The following is a 16,630-nucleotide window of genomic DNA, read 5'->3' as shown; positions in this document are numbered from 1 at the left end:
TCAGAGGGCGTATGTCTCTTACGCCTTGTAGTAGAGGATGTCTTCTATCTTAATCGGCCCCCGTGCCAACCCGAGACGCATGGCAGGCGTTTGCCTATCCTCGCCCACCTCAACATAGTTATAAAAGACCCTGAAGACGTTCAGCAGCTTATGGACATAAACCGGATTATAGGGGCTATACCCGAACCAGGTCCGCCTGGCTCTGGAGCTGGTTAGTATCGGTCGCTCAAACAGGGACATCCGCCTTCTGACTTGCATGAAGAACCGGTCTACCCCATGAAGCGTCGCCTTGTCATACAAGCGGGCCTTGTGGTTTTCATCGTAGTCACCAAGGTCCGTCAGGTAGCAGACCATTTTTTCAGGTTCGCTCTTGCTTGGTATAGGGTGAATAAGCCACTTATCGTTCTGATTACCGATGGTGACCATGCTCCTCATTCTGTCTTTTATCAGCTCCAGCTTTAGGTCGATGCCCTCATATGGGTATAGCTCGCTCAACCGGTTAAGCTCACGATGTGCGTCGGCGAGTGCGCGTTGCTTCTGATGGATGGTCATCTCCTTATTCACTGAAACAAAGAACGCATCACATCGTCGTTCGAGGATTTCATCCCAGAACGCTGTCAGGCAGGCATTACGCATACCGGAATCCTGGTCGAGGAAAAACCTGACCTTCTCGGCGTGCTGTAATAGCTTTTTCAAGAAGAGAAAGTTGCCGTACAACGTATACTCCGCATGAACCTGCATGCCCGTCTTTGGTGTTTGTGTATCAGCAGACATCGCATCGGAACATTCAGGGTTATCTCTGCTACTCTCGACTTGATATGCATCGCGTACGCTGTCGCACAGGTATCCACGAGGTCTGCGGCCAGCATTTGCACTCCTTGACGCCTCACGAGCATAATCGCGGCTCAGCCAAAACCGCGAATATCGCCTGAATGGTGGGGAAGCATTATAATCGCCGCACCGATATGCTCGATTTTCTATATCCCGTGGGCTACTCTCGGGGTCATAGTTCAGATTCATTCCAAATACATAACTGGTCACGTTGTCAGCGCTACCGACTGATGACAGAATCACGTTGCGCTTGTCATTGGTGTTCGACCAGTTGACGGTGTATTCCTGCCGGTCAACTGAGATATAGAGCTTCCCCGGCCTAATGGTGCCGTTCAATAATTTTTGTTCGCGGTGAGCAACAAACTTCATGCACTGCTGGTAGATGAACTCAATCTTCGCGTAAAGGGTGCCAGGGCCAATGTCTGCAACCTCGCAGATACGCCGGAGGGGCGACTTGTTCATAAGGAGCTTGAACACAAGGATGTTAACATGTGGTTTCCTTTGTCGGAGCGTGGACTTCCCTACGGAAAATGTTTTATTGCATGCCTTGCAAAGATATCTGGTAGACCCTGACTCGGTGGTACCGAATTTCCGGTAAAATCTTTTTCCGGCTTTCACATCAATGCCATGGTTAGCGCATGCTTCATCAGGGCAAGAGGTAACTCTTTCCTGAAGGTATGACACTAGGCGCATATACTCTTCGTAAATGCCAAGGTTGCTCTTAATAGGGAAACCGCGCCGACAACGCTGACAAAGAATATATGGACTGCCGCTACCGGCACTACGAGGCGTATAACCGGTTTGGCGGTCGGCAACCTCTGGCAAGGCTCTGCTGGCGATGTTTTCAACTTGTGAGTCCGTAAGGAGAGGTGGAAGCACTACCGGCTGGTCTTCAACTGGTTGGAGGTTGGCAGGTTCAGTTCTTTCACGAGCAGTGGACGCACTTGGCCGACCAAGACGACTAGGCGCAGGTGAAGCTGGTCTACCATAGTTGAGGCAATTGGGGTTCTTACAGAAATTGACGTTGACACCCTGAAAGGGCTCTGGGGTGAGGGAAAATTGAACGCTGTAGGTCTGGTTAGGCATTACGCCACCTCAAAGAAGGAAATATATCCTAACCAGATTTCTACTTATTCAATTGTGCCTTAATAATATACCAACTGGTATATTAAGTCAACGGCCTCCCGATGTCCGGCATCAACACGACTTAACGAATTTAATTCGGAATGCAGAAAAAAAGACCCGCAACCTGGGGGTCACGGGTCTTTCGACTAAATAACAACATCTTTGTTGAACGGCTTAGGATATCCCCCGCCTTTTTTATTGCGACTGACCGGAAAGCCTATTTCAGGGCCTTCAACTTCTCCTTGGCCATTTTCACCTCATCTGCCAGCGGATAGTTCTCGATCAGCTTTTTGTAGACAAAACGGGCGCTTTTGGTGTCGCCCAGCTCATTGAAGGCCATTCCCTGCTTGAGCAGGGCTGCGGGAACCTTCCCCTTGGTGGGGAAATTCTTGATGACCTTTTCGAACTCCAGAATGGCCTGATCATAGACCTTGTCCGAGTAGTAGGTCTCACCCAGCCAGTAATGGGCATTTGCCGTCAGGTCGTGGTTGGGAAACAGTTCTATGAAACGCATGAACTGTTCGCGCGCCTTGGCAAGATCGTTTGCCTTGTACGCATCGATGCCACGCTGGTATATGGCGTCAGGGGTCTTTTCCGCTTCGCGGGTGCGCTGCTCAGCAAGCTGTTTCTGCAGCTCCTCCATCCCCTTCTCCAGCTTTTCCAGCCGCGCTTCAACGGCTGACTGACGACGATCCGTATCCTCCTTGAGCAGGGCGATCTCGTCGGCCGGTTTCCGGGATTGCTGGGACAGATCGTCAACCTTTCCCCCCAGCACCTGCATATCCACCTTGGCGTTGTCCAGGTTTGCCTGCAGATCGGCTGCAGACCTGCGCAGGTTATCGATCTCCCCCTGGACCCCTTTCAGGTTCTTTTCCAGCCCTTCGCGGGTCTCGCTCCGCACCCCCCCCAGATCCCTCTCCATCCGCAGGGTCCTGCCCTTCATCTCGTCCAGATCCTGACGAACAACGGCAAGATCGTTTCTGGTCGCACATCCGGCAAGGAACAACACCGCTAGGCCGGCAACTACAATTCGTAACATCTGCATCGGAGCACCTCCATCCATGCCAGTTTGGGGCAGAATGAAAAAAGGAGCCGTTACCGGCTCCCTTGGAATGGTCGTAAGATCGATTATTTCACAATAAGGAACTCATCGCGCCGGTTTTTAGCCCAGGCTGCCTCGTCATGACCAGGATCAGCCGGTTTTTCCTCACCGTAGCTGATGGTGGAAATCCGTGAGGCAGGAATCCCCAGGTTTACCAGGTAGTGCATTGCAGCCTTGGCGCGACGCTCACCCAAAGCCAGGTTGTACTCTGCAGAACCACGCTCGTCGCAATTCCCCTCAATTTGCACCTTCATGTCAGCTTGTTGCTTCAGCACGTCGGCGTTTTTGGAAAGCGCATCCCGAGATTTCTGGCTGAGTGCCGAAGAGTCGAAATCGAAGTAGACCTTTTCAAAAAGTGACTCGGAAGCGGCGACCGTAGATGCCTGAGGAGCCTGCTCCTCACTGGCCGTCACCGGTGCCTCCTTGATCGGCTGGGCAGCTACGGGCTCTTCCTGCACCACCGGCTTTGCCGGCTCCGGCTGGACTGCCGAAGGAGGTACTGCAGCAGCTACCGGCTCGTCCTTCTTGACAACTTCCTGCTTGGCACAGCCGCCGAGCACCAGCATTGCACTGAACAGCACCACTATACTCCCGAACACTACCTTGCGCATCTCATCCTCCTTCACGTTAATCTTGATGTCATGAGGCTTGTATACCGCGCTCTGTCCGCACGAGCGAACTCGTGACAATTATACATAAGCGGGGTTCATTTTCAATCACCTTGTCGACCCTTTGAAAAAAAACAGCTTACCAGCGCGGCGACCAGACAGGCTGGGAATCGCTGGCCGTCCCGCGCGACACCTTGACTTGGCCGCTGCCATCGGCCCGCATGACATAGATCGCCTCCCGGCCACCCCGCTTTGAGCTGAAGGTGAGGAAACGGCCATCGGGCGACCAGCGCGGGTGCTCGTTGCTCCCGTCGCTAGTGAGCTGGGTATCGTCGCTACCGTCCGGGTTGATAGAGAAGATCTGGAATCCTCCTCCCATCTGCCGGCAGTAGGCAATCCGATCCCCTCGCGGCGACCAGCGCGGGTTCACGTTGTAACTCCCGGCAGTGGTCAGCCGCCGGACGTTCTTCCCGTCCGCATCCATGATGAAGACCTGCGGCTTGCCCAGGCGGTCCGAGACAAAGGCGATCTTGGTCCCGTCCGGAGACCAGGCCGGCGTGACCTCGATGGCGTCGGTATGGGTGAGGCGGGCCAACTGCTTCCCATCCTTGCTCAGGATATAGATCTCCGCATTGCCGTCCTTGCTCATGGAAAGGGCGATGCGGTTGCCGTCGGGCGCATAGGTGCCGGAGATGTTCGTGCCACGGTAATTGGTTACCCTGGCTTCCGTGCCGCTGAAGAGCTCTCGGCGATACAGGTCGGGATTGCGCTTCTTGTAAGAGGTAAAGATCAGTTCCCGGCCGTTGGGTGAAAAGTCGGGATAGAGATTGATGGAGCCATTCCGGGTCAATCTCAGGACATTATGGCCGTCATAGTCCATGAGACTGATCTCCTTGTTGCCGCTCTTTGTGGTGACAAAAGCGATCTTGCTGGTAAACGGCCCCCTGATGCCGGTCACTGCCGCCATTACGTCGTCCGAAAAGGTATGGGCCATCCGGCGCAGGTCTTGTCTCCCCCCGCTGTACCGTTTTGCAGCCAGCTCCTTCTGCGTCAAGACATCATAGAGCCGGCATTCGATGGTGACCGTCTGTCCCGACACGGTGTAACCGCTCTTGATCAGCATATCGGCACCTGCTGCGCGCCAGACCGCGAAATCGAACTCCCCGGAGCGGATGCCACTACGGGCTTCCGCAACAGGGGACTGGAGAACGGCAAAGGGGCCGGCTAGCGCCATGTCGAACTGAAAGACGTCCCGCATCTCGTTGGCAACATCAGCCTGGGCCGCCCCTCCGAGAGCGACGGGAGCGGCAATGCTGAGCTGGAGCTGGCGGTTGCCGGGTGCGGTCACCTCCAGGTATTTCTCCTGGGCCGGCAGCAATGACGGCAGCAACAGGGTGCTCAAAAAGAAAATGGCTAAGAGAAATCTGTACATGGCTATCAATCCTATTGTCCCGCGACTGCTGTGTAGCGTCGGGGGTTACCGGCGCGGCAAAGGGCGAACCGGGCCTTACTGCTTGCCAACCCCCTGAGGGCTGAAGATGAATCCGTACTCGAAGACCCCGCCACCCGGCGGCGGCCTGAATTCCTTTTCCGCTTTGGCAATTGCCCGTTTCACTGACTCCTCGAACAGGCGGTCTCCGCTTGAACGATCAACACGGCTCTTTGCGATCCGCCCGGATCGATCGATGGTCAGAGTCATGATCACCCGCGGGTCCTTACTCTGATAGGCAATGGTGGTCTTGAAGGCATCCACCAGCCGTGAACGGATATAACTGGCATAATCGCTCCCCGCCTCTTTCCCCGTACCGCCCGGCATGCCGACCGGCTTGGTGCCGCTGGCTGCCCTGTTGCGCAGTGCAGCCAAGGCTGCCGCCTCATGGCGCGCTTCGTTGGCTCTCTCAATGCGGGCAAGCCGCTCTTCGAACTCACGGGCGGCCTGTTCGTTCTCCTTGGCTCCTGCAACGGAAGGTTTTGCGACAGGTTGCGAACGAGTGGCTGCACGCGGCGCAGGAAGTTTCATTTCCGGGGATTTCGGTGGAGGTTTCGGGGGGGACGCTTCCTGGGCGGATGGAGCAGGAGGACCGGGCGTGCCTGCCTGGGGGGAGGCCACCGGCAGACTCACCACATCCACATAATAAACCGGGGCATCCGGAAGATGGATCGTCGGAAAGAAGTGCAGCCACCAGAAAAACGCGTAGAGGGCGATATGAAAGAAGAGTGAGACGGGGATCAGCGTGCCGAGCCCCCGTTCACGTCTCATGACAGTGAGAGTCATTTCCGTTGAGCCGGCTCAGTCACCATGCCGAGGCGTTCCACCCCGGCTCCTTTGATCTCCGCCATTACCTTTACCACCTCGCCGTAGGGGACATCGCGATCCGCCTTGAGGAAAACCTCTTTCTTGGCTCGGTTGACGAAAATGGCCGAAAGCTTCGCCTTCAGCTCGTCAGGGGAAATCTCAGCCTTGTCGATGAAGAACCGGCCGTTTTTCTCAATAGAAACGACCACCGCTTCCTCTGGAGACTTGAGTGCCTTGGTTTCGGCCTTGGGCAGATTGACCTGCACCCCCTGCTGCATCATCGGGGCGGTCACCATGAATATTACCAGCAGCACCAGCATGACGTCGACCAACGGCGTGACGTTGATCTGTGACATGGTGCCGCGATCGCTGTTTCTGTTCCCTAGTTCCATGGGTTCACCTTATTTTTTTGCGAACGTCCGCTGGACGATATTCAGAAACTCGGTGGAAAAGTTATCCATCTCGCCGATCAACACCCGGATCTTGTGTTGAAAATGGTTGTACCCCATGACTGCCGGAATAGCGGCAACCAGGCCGATAGCGGTGGCGATCAGCGCTTCGGCGATACCAGGGGCAACGACGGCGAGAGAGGCGGAACCGGTCTCGCCGATCCCCTTGAACGCGGTCATGATCCCCCAGACCGTCCCGAACAGGCCGATAAACGGCGCAGTAGAGCCGGTGGTGGCGAGAAATGTGGTGTACTTCTCCAGGCGGGTGATTTCCGACGTGGTTGCGCGCCGCAAGGCACGGGCAATATTCTCTATCCCACCCAGATCGGTGCTGACCCCTTCGCTTGCATCCCGCGCTTCCCCATGCTCCATCAGCTTCTTCAATTCGGCATACCCTTCGCTGAAGAGGACCGTGAGCGGCGAATTGGCAAAACGGTCGAGCTGGGAATGAATCATGTCGAATTTCTTGGTCTTCCAGAAGAAGTCCATGAAACGAACCGATTCGTTGTTGGCACGATGAACCTGCAGAATTTTGTAAAAGATTATAGCCCAGGAAACTACCGAGAAGTAGAGCAGGATAAACAGAACCAGTTTGACGACAAGGCCGGTGCCGGCGAAAAATGCCACGGATTTTACCCCCTGAATGGATGAGAGCTGCGACAACGGATGGAAAATAATCCTTACTGCATGGTTAGTCAATACGATTTTGCGCGGTGCGCAGCCACCAGCTCATGGCTGGCGGTTATCCCATTTCCCCCCGCCAGCGGCCCCAGGTTAATAGCATTCCGGCTTGCGATCCCTGAAACAGGTAATCTGCTCGCGCCACTTCTCCATCCCGGCGAAGTCCAGGTCAGTCACCAGCTCGGCCGGCTCGTACCCCCCCTCGGCCAAGAGCTCCCCCTTGGGACCGACGATCAGGCTCGAACCGAAAAAGTCCAGCTTCCCGGTCACCCCGCAGCAGTTTGCCGCCACCAGGAAGAGCTGGTTCTCAATGGCGCGGGCCCGCAGCAGGGTCCGCCAGTGCTCCTCCCTCGGTTTCGGCCATTCGCCGGGTACCACCAGGATCTCGGCCCCCTCAACCGCCAACCGGCGCGCCAGCTCGGGAAAACGGAGGTCATAACAGATAAAAACACCGATCCGGCCGGCACTGGTGTCCGCCACCACCCAGTGGTCGCCGCCGGTAAAGGAGCGATCCTCGTTCATCAGGGAAAAGAGGTGAATCTTGCGATACTTCCCGGCCAGGTTCCCCTGATCGAGGATGTATGCGGTATTGCAAACCTTGTCGCCATCCGGCTCGGGCAGACTCCCCACCAGCACCATCCCGTACTCGGCCGACAACCGCCCCATCTCCTCCACCAGCTCGGGGGTCCGGCGCGCCAGCTCGTTCAGCTCCCGGTAGGCAAAGCCGCTGCTCCAGACCTCGGGTAGCACTGCCAACTGGCAGCCCTGCGCAGCAACCCTGGCCACAGCCTCCCGAACGGTCGCCACATTGGCATCGATATCGCCGAGCCTGATATTGAACTGGATGGCTGCCGCCCTGACAGATCGGGACATTGACATCTCCTTTCACATTCCGCATGTTGAGCCTCTTCCGGCAGCCCAGTGTAACTGCAAGAAGCACTCTTTTCAATATGAGTTTAATAGTTTCCATCCGGAGTTCCCGGATGGAAACAAATTACGTTTGGACTTTTTCGCAATAAATCCCCTATCATTGGAGAATGCGGCTCTCCCTCTACGTTCACATCCCCTTCTGCACCAGGAAATGCCGGTACTGCGACTTTGCCTCCCTGGCCGGGTCGTCCATACCCCCCGAAGAATACGTTGCAGCCATGCTGCGGGAAATGACGTTGCGTCGTCAATCCTTTCCCCGACAGCCGGAAACGTCAACACTCTATATCGGCGGCGGGACCCCGTCGCTCCTGGCTCCACACCTGATCGGGTCGCTGATCGACGCAGCGGCAGAGCACTACGCCCTTTCCGCCACGGCGGAGATCACCCTGGAGGCAAACCCCGGGACGGTTACCCTGGAGAGCCTTGCCGGTTACCGTTCGGCAGGGGTCAATCGGCTGTCACTGGGGGTACAGTCCCTGGATGATGGTCTGCTGGAGATGCTGGGGCGTATCCATTCGGCAGCCGAAGCCAGGCAGGCAGTGGCCATGGCCCGTGCGGCAGGGTTCGACAACCTGGGGATCGACCTGATCCACTCGCTCCCCGGCCAGAGCCTGACCGCCTGGGAACAGACGCTGGCAGAGGCAGTTGCACTCGGCCCGGAGCATATCTCGGCCTATGGTCTGAGCATCGAGGAGGGAACGCCGTTTCACGCCATGATGGAGCAGGGGGAGCTGGAGCTCCCTGACGATGAGATCGCAGCCCGGATGCTGGAAACGACCATGGAACTGCTGCCCGCAGAAGGGTATGCACAGTACGAAATCTCCAATTTTTCCCGGCCCGGCCGCCGGTCCCGGCACAACCAGGTCTACTGGCAGCGGGGCAACTACCTCGGCTTCGGCGCTGCCGCCCACTCGTTCCTGCGCGAACCCCTCTTCGGGCGGCGTTGGAACAATCCCACGGCACCGCTCGATTACCTGCATGTGCTCGACACCGGTACCCTTCCGGATGAGCAGGCCATGCGGCTCTCCCGCCGGGATGCCATGGGCGAGGCCGTCTTTCTGGGGCTCAGGCTGCTGGAGGGGATCGATCCGGCGGCCTTTGCAGCAGAATTCGGCGAGTCGCTGGAGACGGCCTACCCCGGCGCCCTGAAACGACATTTCACGGACGGCCTGCTGCAGGAAAAGGGCGGCCGCATCAACCTCACCAAAAAGGGGCTACTCCTGGCCAACCGGGTCTTCGCATCCTTTGTCTGAACCTTGTTTGTCCCGTCTTTTTTTCTTGAAATGCCTTGACAAAGAAGGCATTGGTCATTACCTTATCACCAGGTTTAGCACTCTGCACCAAGGAGTGCTAATTTTTTTCGGTGACCCATGCTGGACGATCTAAACGAGCGCAGCAAGCAGATCCTCGAAGCAATCATCGAGGACTATATCATAACGGCGGAACCGGTGGGGAGCAGGACCATCACCCGGCGGCATCCCTTTGCCCTGTCGCCGGCCACGGTCCGCAATGTCATGTCCGACCTGGAGGAGATGGGTTTTCTTGCATCGCCCCATACCTCTGCCGGCCGCGTTCCGACGGACAAGGCCTACCGCTTCTACGTGGATTCACTGCTGGCAGTCCGTCAGGTGAGCAGGAGCGAACGGGATGAAATCCGCCGCCGCTGCCGCATCAACGGCCGCGATATCGGTTCCGTCCTGCGCGATACCAGCAAGATGCTCTCCTACATCTCCCACTACATGGGGGTCGTCGTGGCGCCCCGCTTCACGGCTGCGGTACTGCGCCAGATCGAATTCGTCCAGCTCTCCGGCCGGCGGATTCTGGTCATCCTGGTAGCACAATCCGGTACGGTGCAGAACAAGATCATCGAATCCGACGAGGATATCTCGGCCGATGACCTGAACCGGATGACCAACTACCTCAACGGCCTGCTCCAGGGGCTGACCATCGCCCAGATCAAGAGCCGCATCGTCGAGGAGATGGAGAACGAAAAAACCCGCTACGACCGCCTCATGGCCAAGGCGTTGGAGCTTTCCCAGCAGACCGTGGGGGATGCGGATTCGGAGATCTTCCTTGAAGGCCGGGTCAACATCATGGATGTCCCCGAGTTCGCCGATATCGGGCGGATGAAGGAGATATTCCGGGCCTTTGAGGAAAAGAACCAGCTGGTCAATCTGCTCAATCGCTGTATGGATGCCGACGGCATCAATATTTTCATCGGTTCCGAGTCACGAGTGAGCCAGATGAGCGACATCAGCCTGATCACCTCGACATACCGGACCGGTCGCAATTCCATCGGTGTGCTGGGAGTTATCGGGCCTACCCGCATGGGGTACGCCAAGGTCATCCCGATTGTCGACTATACGGCCCGACTGGTCAGCCGCCTTCTCGAAAGCGAATGATCCGGCAGGGGCCGCGCGTAACGATTAAAGGAGAAAGCAGCGTGGAAAAGAAAAAACAGGGTTCCTCCCCGAAGGAACAGCACGATATGGCTGAAGAACAAACGGAAGTTACAGGACAGGAGGCGACTCCGGCAGGGACGGATCGCGTCAAAGAACTGGAAGAGGCCCTTGCCGCAAAGGAGATCGAAGCGGCCGCCAACTGGGACAGATATCTGCGTGAACGGGCCGACCTGGAGAACTACCGCAAGCGTGTCCAGAAGGAAAAGGAAGAACTCCTCAAATACGGCACCGAAAGCCTCCTCCTGGAGATATTGCCAGCCATTGACAACATGGAGCGGGCACTCGATCATGTTGCCGACGACAACAAAGACCCGGTCATAGTCGGCGTCCGGATGACCCTCGAAATGCTGCAGGCGTCGTTGAAAAAATTCGGCGTCACGGCAGTGGCCGCCGAGAAAGGCAGCCCCTTCGATCCGGCACTGCACCAGGCAATGAGCCAGGTGGATTGTCCCGACCAGCCTGCCAACACCATCGTCGACATTTACCAGAAAGGGTATCTGCTCAACGAGCGGCTGCTCAGGCCGGCCATGGTCACCGTTGCCTGCGGTGCAAAATAGCGGCGCTACGGCCAATCGCGTAAGGTAAAGATATTTTTGTATCCCCCCTTGTTTTTTCCAGCGGGGATACCTAGCTTTTCATCAATGAACCAAAGAAATCCAGAGGAGACAACACATGAGCAAAGTGATCGGAATCGACCTCGGCACCACCAACTCCTGCGTAGCCATCATGGAAGGGGGTGAGCCGGTTGTCATAGCCAACTCTGAGGGAAGTCGCACCACGCCTTCAATGGTGGCCTTCACCGAGAGCGGTGAGCGCCCGGTTGGCCAGCAGGCCAAACGCCAGGCTGTCACCAACCCGGAAAACACCCTGTTCGCCATCAAGCGCCTGATCGGACGCAAGTTCGACACCGAGGCGGTCCGCAGGGACATCGCCATCTCGCCGTTCAAGATCGTCAAGGCGGACAACGGCGATGCCTGGGTCGAGGTACGGGACAAGAAGTATTCACCCCCGGAAATTTCCGCCATGGTGCTGCAGAAGATGAAGAAGACCGCAGAGGATTACCTGGGCGAGACGGTTACCGACGCGGTCATCACCGTGCCGGCATACTTCGACGACTCCCAGCGCCAGGCCACCAAGGATGCCGGCAAGATCGCCGGCCTCAACGTCCTGCGCATTATCAACGAGCCGACCGCCGCAGCCCTGGCCTATGGCCTGGACAAGAAGAAGGACGAAAAGATCGCCGTTTTCGACCTGGGGGGCGGCACCTTTGATATCTCCATCCTGGAGCTGGGTGACGGCGTCTTCGAGGTCAAGGCGACCAACGGCGATACCTTCCTGGGTGGCGAGGACTTCGACCAGAAGGTGATCGACTGGATCGCCGACGAGTTCAAGAAGGACCAGGGGATTGACCTGCGCAGTGACAAGATGGCGCTCCAGCGTCTCAAGGAAGCAGCGGAAAAAGCCAAGTGCGAGCTCTCCTCCTCCATGGAGACCGACATCAACCTGCCGTTCATCACGGCAGACGCCAGCGGCCCCAAGCACCTGAACCTGAAACTGACCCGCGCCAAGCTGGAACTGCTCTGCGCCGAACTGCTGGACAAGCTGGAAGGCCCCTGCCGCACCGCCCTCAAGGATGCCGGGCTTTCTCCATCCGAGGTTGACGAGGTGATCCTGGTCGGCGGTATGACCAGAATGCCTTCGGTTCAGAAGCGGGTTCAGGACATCTTCGGCAAAGTGCCCAACAAAGGCGTCAACCCCGACGAGGTCGTGGCCATCGGCGCGGCCATCCAGGGGGGTGTGCTCAAGGGAGACGTCAAGGACGTCCTGCTCCTTGACGTTACCCCGCTGTCGCTGGGAATCGAGACCCTGGGCAACGTGATGACCAGGCTGATTGAAAAAAACACCACCATCCCCTGCCGCAAATCCCAGGTATTTTCCACTGCCGCCGACAACCAGCCGGCAGTCACGATCCACGTCCTGCAGGGCGAGCGTGAAATGGCCGCGGACAACAAGACCCTGGGGAATTTCGAACTGACCGGCATCCCGCCGGCACCGCGCGGCGTACCCCAGATCGAGGTCACCTTCGATATCGATGCCAACGGTATTGTCCATGTGTCGGCAAAAGACCTGGGTACCGGCAAGGAGCAGTCGATCCGGATCACCGCATCCAGCGGTCTCTCAAAGGACGAGATCGACAAGATGGTCAAGGAAGCGGAGGCCCACGCCTCCGAGGACAAGAAGAAGCGCGAACTGATCGAGGCCCGCAACCAGGCCGACAGCCTCGCCTACTCCACGGAAAAATCCCTCAAGGAGTTCGGCGACAAGATCGATGCCGAAGAAAAGGCAAAGATCGAGGCTGCCGTGGCCAACCTCAAGAAGGTAATGGACGGGAACGATCTCGACACCATCAAAAAGGCCAGCGACGAACTGATGCAGGCATCCCACAAACTGGCCGAAGCGGTCTATGCAAAGACCCAGGCCGGCGCTGGCGAACAACCGGGACATGCCGAGGAAGCCGACAGCACCGCCAAGGGCGAAAAGGTGGTGGATGCCGACTTCGAGGAAGTGAAGGACGACAAGAAGTAACCAACATTTTGCTTGAGGTCCGGGGCTGAAGGAATAGGGGAGGTTCACTCACTCCCCTATCCCTTTGGCCTTTTGCCTTTTGCCCGACAAGGAAACGATCTTGGCCAACGGAGATAAACGCGATTACTACGAGGTGCTCGAAGTCCACCGCAATGCATCGGACATCGAGATCAAGAAGGCCTACCGCAAACTGGCGATCCAGTTCCATCCGGACAAAAACCCGGGAGACAAGGCGGCAGAGGACAAATTCAAAGAGCTCTCCGAGGCTTATGAAGTCCTCTCTGATGCCCAGAAGCGGGCTCAGTACGACCAGTTCGGCCATGCCGGGGTCAATGCGGGCGGTTTCTCGGGAGGCGGTTTCGGTTTCGGCGCAGGTACCCCCTTCAGTGACATCTTTTCCGACATCTTCGGCGATATCTTCGGCGGAGACGGTCGTCAGCGGAGCCGCGGCAGACGTGGCGACGACCTGCAGTACACCCTGGACATCAAGTTCGAGGACGCCGCCAACGGGCTGGAAACAAAGATCGATGTCCCCTATGCCAAACGTTGCGCCACCTGCGGCGGTTCCGGCGCCAAACCGGGCACCGAGCCCAAGACCTGCCCCACCTGTCGCGGTGCCGGGCAAGTCAGATTCCAGCAGGGCTTTTTCAGCGTAAGCAGGACCTGCAACCACTGCAACGGGGAAGGCCGGGTCGTTGACAGCCCCTGCGCCACCTGCCGCGGAACCGGCAGCGTCAAGGATTCCAAGACCCTTTCCGTCAAGGTTCCTCCCGGTGTGGAGACGGGCAACCGGCTCAAGCTGTCCGGCGAGGGGGGCCAGGGAACCAAGGGAGGCCCCAACGGCGATCTCTATGTCCTGATCAACGTCAAGGAGCATCCGCTCTTTACCCGCGAGGGGAACGACGTCCTCTGCGAAATCCCTATCAGCTTCACCCAGGCAGCCCTGGGCTGTGAGATCGAGATACCGACTCTGGAAGGGCAAGTCTCCCTGAAGATCCCCGAAGGGACGCAATCGGGAAGGATCTTCCGTCTCCGCAGCAAGGGGATTCCGGTCCTGCAGGGTTATGGCCGTGGCGACCAGCTGGTGATCATGCGGGTTGAGACCCCGACCAACCTCAACCGGCAGCAGCGCGACCTCCTGGAGGAATTCGCCCGCATCAGCGGTGAGGATGTGCACCCCATGCGGAAGGGCTTCTTCGACAAGGTCATGGATATCCTGAAGTGATCTCCATTGCCGGATCAACGGGCGCAGGCCGCCTGCAACCGGTTATTCGCCGGGCGGTCATGCTACTGCTCGCCTGCGCACTGACCTGCGATATTGCCGTTGCAGGAACCTTTGCCACCCGCACAACCCTGCTCCGGAACCGGGAATTTTCCGAAGCCCTTCTCCAGGGTGTCCGTTCGGCACGCACCAGCATCGTCTTTTCCTATTTCCTTTTCAAGACAACCGATGCCCGTAGCAACCTGCCCCTGCGTATTGCCGAGGAGCTGACCCGTGCGAAAAAACGCGGAGTAGATGTGACCGTGCTGCTGGAACGGGAATCCGGCGACAACCGGAGCTCTCTCAACGAAAGCAATCACCGTACCGCAGCCATCCTGAGTCGCGCAGGCATCAAGGTCTTTTTCGATTCACCGCGGACAACCACCCACACCAAGGTAGCCATCATCGACAGCCGTTACGTCTATCTTGGCAGCCACAACCTCACCCAGAGCGCCCTGCTGCACAACAACGAGCTCTCCGTGCTGCTTGATTCGCCCGAACTCGCAGCAGAAGCCAAGGCGTACCTCGACCGCCTCTAGTCCACGGACAAAGAGGCTGCAGCAGACGCGTTGCAATTGGCAACGGAATCTGTACAATAACACCGGAACGTCATCCCCTGCGGGAAAAGGATCATCATGCATCTCAAGGACGAACAAGTAGCGCGGATCGCCGAGAAGGTCATGAACGACCTTTCCCAGAGCGGACTGGTGCAGCTCAAAGCTGAGCGCGGCAGCATCCTGACCGCTATCCGGGCAGCCATTACTGCCGACCTGAAGGCTGAGGACTCCCTGGAAAAGGACGCCGAGGCGCTTCTGGAAAAGACCCTTCGCGCTACCGGGGGTGGCGGAGAGATCGACCGCCACAAGATGCTCAGGATGATCAAGGAAAAACTGGCAAAAGAACGCAAGATCGTCCTTTGACCGGTACCGGGGCACGCCTTGCAGCAGCCCTGCCATACGCAGAACGCCACGAACACCCACGGGGAACCATATGAAAATAAGCGAAGACCGGATATCCCACCTGGCCCACAAGATCATGGACAAGATCTGGGGGGACGACCTGGCCGATTTCCCCGACGAAGCCCGGGCACTGGCCTTGATCAAGCAGTCGCTGACCGGCTATTTCTCTGTTAATGAGGAAGTGGATGGCGTGGTCAGGAAAAAACTCGCGTCCTATGCGCAGGCAAAGGTCCCGGGCAGCCGCGATTGGGAAGTGCTGTACCAGAAATTCTTCCAGGAAGAGATGGCAAAGAGGAAATGGTAAAAAGTCGCTGTACCATGCTGCTCAGGATATGCCCGTTGCTCGTCATTGCCATGCTCCTCCTGCTGCTGGGCGGCTGCGGCCCCCGTCCCCGCGTCGAGGTCAAACCTGACTTCAAGCCGCCGGCAGAGCTCGAAACGGTCTATGTCATCCCCTTCAGCAGCACGCTCGTGCCTGCCGACCTTCAGGAGACCGTCTTCAACGAACTGGTGGATGTTCTCAACGAAAAGAGGGACCAAGCCGGCATCCATCTCTTCGAAATCATCAAGGGCGATCTCGGCGACGTCGACAAGGAATGGCTGGCCAAGCAGACCTACCTGAGCGGCGAACTCTGGAGTTATGTCGAAAACTCCGGATGCTGCCAGACCGAACTCCGCATCCGTTCAAGAATATCCCTCACCGAACCGGGCAAGACTGCCCCCACTTTTGAGGTCTTTCTCCCACTGGACGGTTTCTTCGACCATGATCAGTCGACCCTGGAAAAGGAAAAACTGAAACTGGCTCGAAGACTGGCCCGCGAACTCGCCAGCAAGGTCATCACCGCCCTCGCCAACCGAAAATAATTTTTTCGACAAGGCCCTTGATTTTTTAGAGAGGGGTGGTTATATTGGCTCTCGTATTAGCACTCACCATCCATGAGTGCTAATTTTTTTCCACCAAACAATTTATTCACTCAATGAAAGGAGATGTACACGCATGAAACTGAGACCATTGCAGGACCGCATCATCGTCAAGAGGCTTGAAGAGGAGAGCAAGACCGCAGGCGGAATCTTCATCCCCGAAACCGCCAAGGAGAAGCCGCAAAAGGGTGAAGTCGTAGCAGTTGGCAACGGCAAAAAGACCGAAGACGGCAAGATCATCCCCATCGACGTGAAAGCCGGCGACAAGGTGCTGTTCGGCAAATATGCCGGCACCGAAATCAAGGTTGAGGGAGAGGAATTCCTCATCATGCGGGAAGACGACATCCTGGGCATCATGGAATAAGGCGACTTCGCCAAATGACCATCTGCGGCGTTGCGCTACGGGCCGAACCACTCAA

The 16,630-nt window shown here is 57.3% G+C and carries 18 protein-coding genes; 10 read left to right on the top strand and 8 right to left on the bottom strand.

Annotated elements, in window-relative coordinates; genetic code table 11:
* Nucleotides 1–18: 18 nt before the first annotated feature.
* The 8 genes from GJT30_07795 to GJT30_07760 form a co-directional block, all read right to left on the bottom strand.
* Nucleotides 19–1,590, bottom strand: a complete 1,572-nt coding sequence (locus tag GJT30_07795) for a hypothetical protein (protein MSM39507.1) — start codon at nt 1,588–1,590, stop codon at nt 19–21.
* Nucleotides 1,591–2,173: 583 nt separating this feature from the next.
* A complete protein-coding gene (ybgF, locus tag GJT30_07790; GenBank protein ID MSM39506.1) occupies nt 2,174–3,001 on the bottom strand; it encodes a tol-pal system protein YbgF in 828 nt (275 codons plus the stop codon).
* An 83-nt stretch (nt 3,002–3,084) separates the two neighbouring features.
* Nucleotides 3,085–3,669, bottom strand: coding sequence for a peptidoglycan-associated lipoprotein Pal (gene pal, locus GJT30_07785; GenBank protein ID MSM39505.1), 585 nt, complete (start codon nt 3,667–3,669; stop codon nt 3,085–3,087).
* 136 nt (nt 3,670–3,805) lie between these two features.
* Nucleotides 3,806–5,098 (bottom strand): Tol-Pal system beta propeller repeat protein TolB, encoded by a 1,293-nt coding sequence (gene tolB, locus GJT30_07780; GenBank protein ID MSM39504.1) that lies wholly within the window; start codon nt 5,096–5,098, stop codon nt 3,806–3,808.
* A gap of 75 nt (nt 5,099–5,173) precedes the next feature.
* Entirely contained in the window at nt 5,174–5,941 is a 768-nt protein-coding gene (locus tag GJT30_07775) for a TonB family protein (GenBank protein ID MSM39503.1), read from the bottom strand.
* Nucleotides 5,938–6,354 (bottom strand): protein TolR, encoded by a 417-nt coding sequence (gene tolR / locus GJT30_07770; protein MSM39502.1) that lies wholly within the window; start codon nt 6,352–6,354, stop codon nt 5,938–5,940. Before tolR ends, GJT30_07775 begins: the two co-directional genes overlap by 4 nt.
* 9 nt (nt 6,355–6,363) lie before the next feature.
* Nucleotides 6,364–7,038 (bottom strand): protein TolQ, encoded by a 675-nt coding sequence (tolQ, locus tag GJT30_07765; protein MSM39501.1) that lies wholly within the window; start codon nt 7,036–7,038, stop codon nt 6,364–6,366.
* Between the two features lie 147 nt (nt 7,039–7,185).
* Complete coding sequence (locus GJT30_07760; protein MSM39500.1) at nt 7,186–7,965, bottom strand: carbon-nitrogen family hydrolase; 780 nt, start codon at nt 7,963–7,965, stop codon at nt 7,186–7,188.
* Nucleotides 7,966–8,129: 164 nt separating this feature from the next.
* Between GJT30_07760 and hemW the strand changes: the two genes are divergently transcribed.
* The 10 genes from hemW (at nt 8,130) to GJT30_07710 (ending at nt 16,575) form a co-directional block, all read left to right on the top strand.
* Complete coding sequence (gene hemW, locus GJT30_07755) at nt 8,130–9,275, top strand: radical SAM family heme chaperone HemW (GenBank protein ID MSM39499.1); 1,146 nt, start codon at nt 8,130–8,132, stop codon at nt 9,273–9,275.
* 117 nt (nt 9,276–9,392) lie between these two features.
* Entirely contained in the window at nt 9,393–10,424 is a 1,032-nt protein-coding gene (hrcA, locus tag GJT30_07750) for a heat-inducible transcription repressor HrcA (protein MSM39498.1), read from the top strand.
* Entirely contained in the window at nt 10,421–11,041 is a 621-nt protein-coding gene (gene grpE / locus GJT30_07745) for a nucleotide exchange factor GrpE (protein MSM39497.1), read from the top strand. Before hrcA ends, grpE begins: the two co-directional genes overlap by 4 nt.
* Before the next feature lie 115 nt (nt 11,042–11,156).
* The gene (dnaK, locus tag GJT30_07740) at nt 11,157–13,070 is read left to right on the top strand and encodes a molecular chaperone DnaK (GenBank protein MSM39496.1); all 1,914 of its coding nucleotides are present in this window, start codon (nt 11,157–11,159) and stop codon (nt 13,068–13,070) included.
* A gap of 100 nt (nt 13,071–13,170) precedes the next feature.
* Complete coding sequence (dnaJ, locus tag GJT30_07735) at nt 13,171–14,295, top strand: molecular chaperone DnaJ (GenBank protein ID MSM39495.1); 1,125 nt, start codon at nt 13,171–13,173, stop codon at nt 14,293–14,295.
* 59 nt (nt 14,296–14,354) lie between these two features.
* Nucleotides 14,355–14,870 carry a phospholipase gene (locus GJT30_07730; protein ID MSM39494.1) on the top strand — a complete coding sequence of 172 codons (516 nt, stop codon included), beginning with the start codon at nt 14,355–14,357 and terminating at the stop codon, nt 14,868–14,870.
* Nucleotides 14,871–14,966: 96 nt separating this feature from the next.
* On the top strand, nt 14,967–15,251 hold the full coding sequence (locus tag GJT30_07725; GenBank protein MSM39493.1) for a DUF507 family protein: 285 nt from the start codon (nt 14,967–14,969) through the stop codon (nt 15,249–15,251).
* 70 nt (nt 15,252–15,321) lie between these two features.
* The gene (locus tag GJT30_07720) at nt 15,322–15,594 is read left to right on the top strand and encodes a DUF507 family protein (protein ID MSM39492.1); all 273 of its coding nucleotides are present in this window, start codon (nt 15,322–15,324) and stop codon (nt 15,592–15,594) included.
* Entirely contained in the window at nt 15,588–16,154 is a 567-nt protein-coding gene (locus GJT30_07715; protein ID MSM39491.1) for a hypothetical protein, read from the top strand. Before GJT30_07720 ends, GJT30_07715 begins: the two co-directional genes overlap by 7 nt.
* Nucleotides 16,155–16,287: 133 nt before the next feature.
* A complete protein-coding gene (locus GJT30_07710; GenBank protein ID MSM39490.1) occupies nt 16,288–16,575 on the top strand; it encodes a co-chaperone GroES in 288 nt (95 codons plus the stop codon).
* The last annotated feature ends 55 nt before the right edge of the window (nt 16,576–16,630 follow it).

Origin of the sequence: Geobacter sp., assembly GCA_009684525.1 — a bacterium.
In the GTDB taxonomy this organism is placed as follows: Bacteria; Desulfobacterota; Desulfuromonadia; order Geobacterales; family DSM-12255; genus Geoanaerobacter.
This window is presented reverse-complemented; position numbering and strand designations above follow the sequence as displayed.

Excerpts from the sequence above, each read along its gene's own strand:
- GJT30_07760 (MSM39500.1), bottom strand. The coding sequence starts at position 7,965 with ATGTCCCGATCTGTCAGGGCGGCAGCCATCCAGTTCAATATCAGGCTC.
- dnaK (MSM39496.1), top strand. The coding sequence starts at position 11,157 with ATGAGCAAAGTGATCGGAATCGACCTCGGCACCACCAACTCCTGCGTA.
- GJT30_07715 (MSM39491.1), top strand. The coding sequence starts at position 15,588 with ATGGTAAAAAGTCGCTGTACCATGCTGCTCAGGATATGCCCGTTGCTC.
- ybgF (MSM39506.1), bottom strand. The coding sequence starts at position 3,001 with ATGCAGATGTTACGAATTGTAGTTGCCGGCCTAGCGGTGTTGTTCCTT.
- GJT30_07710 (MSM39490.1), top strand. The coding sequence starts at position 16,288 with ATGAAACTGAGACCATTGCAGGACCGCATCATCGTCAAGAGGCTTGAA.
- tolR (MSM39502.1), bottom strand. The coding sequence starts at position 6,354 with ATGGAACTAGGGAACAGAAACAGCGATCGCGGCACCATGTCACAGATC.
- hrcA (MSM39498.1), top strand. The coding sequence starts at position 9,393 with ATGCTGGACGATCTAAACGAGCGCAGCAAGCAGATCCTCGAAGCAATC.
- pal (MSM39505.1), bottom strand. The coding sequence starts at position 3,669 with ATGCGCAAGGTAGTGTTCGGGAGTATAGTGGTGCTGTTCAGTGCAATG.
- grpE (MSM39497.1), top strand. The coding sequence starts at position 10,421 with ATGATCCGGCAGGGGCCGCGCGTAACGATTAAAGGAGAAAGCAGCGTG.
- GJT30_07720 (MSM39492.1), top strand. The coding sequence starts at position 15,322 with ATGAAAATAAGCGAAGACCGGATATCCCACCTGGCCCACAAGATCATG.
- GJT30_07775 (MSM39503.1), bottom strand. The coding sequence starts at position 5,941 with ATGACTCTCACTGTCATGAGACGTGAACGGGGGCTCGGCACGCTGATC.
- GJT30_07730 (MSM39494.1), top strand. The coding sequence starts at position 14,355 with ATGCTACTGCTCGCCTGCGCACTGACCTGCGATATTGCCGTTGCAGGA.
- GJT30_07725 (MSM39493.1), top strand. The coding sequence starts at position 14,967 with ATGCATCTCAAGGACGAACAAGTAGCGCGGATCGCCGAGAAGGTCATG.
- tolB (MSM39504.1), bottom strand. The coding sequence starts at position 5,098 with ATGTACAGATTTCTCTTAGCCATTTTCTTTTTGAGCACCCTGTTGCTG.
- hemW (MSM39499.1), top strand. The coding sequence starts at position 8,130 with ATGCGGCTCTCCCTCTACGTTCACATCCCCTTCTGCACCAGGAAATGC.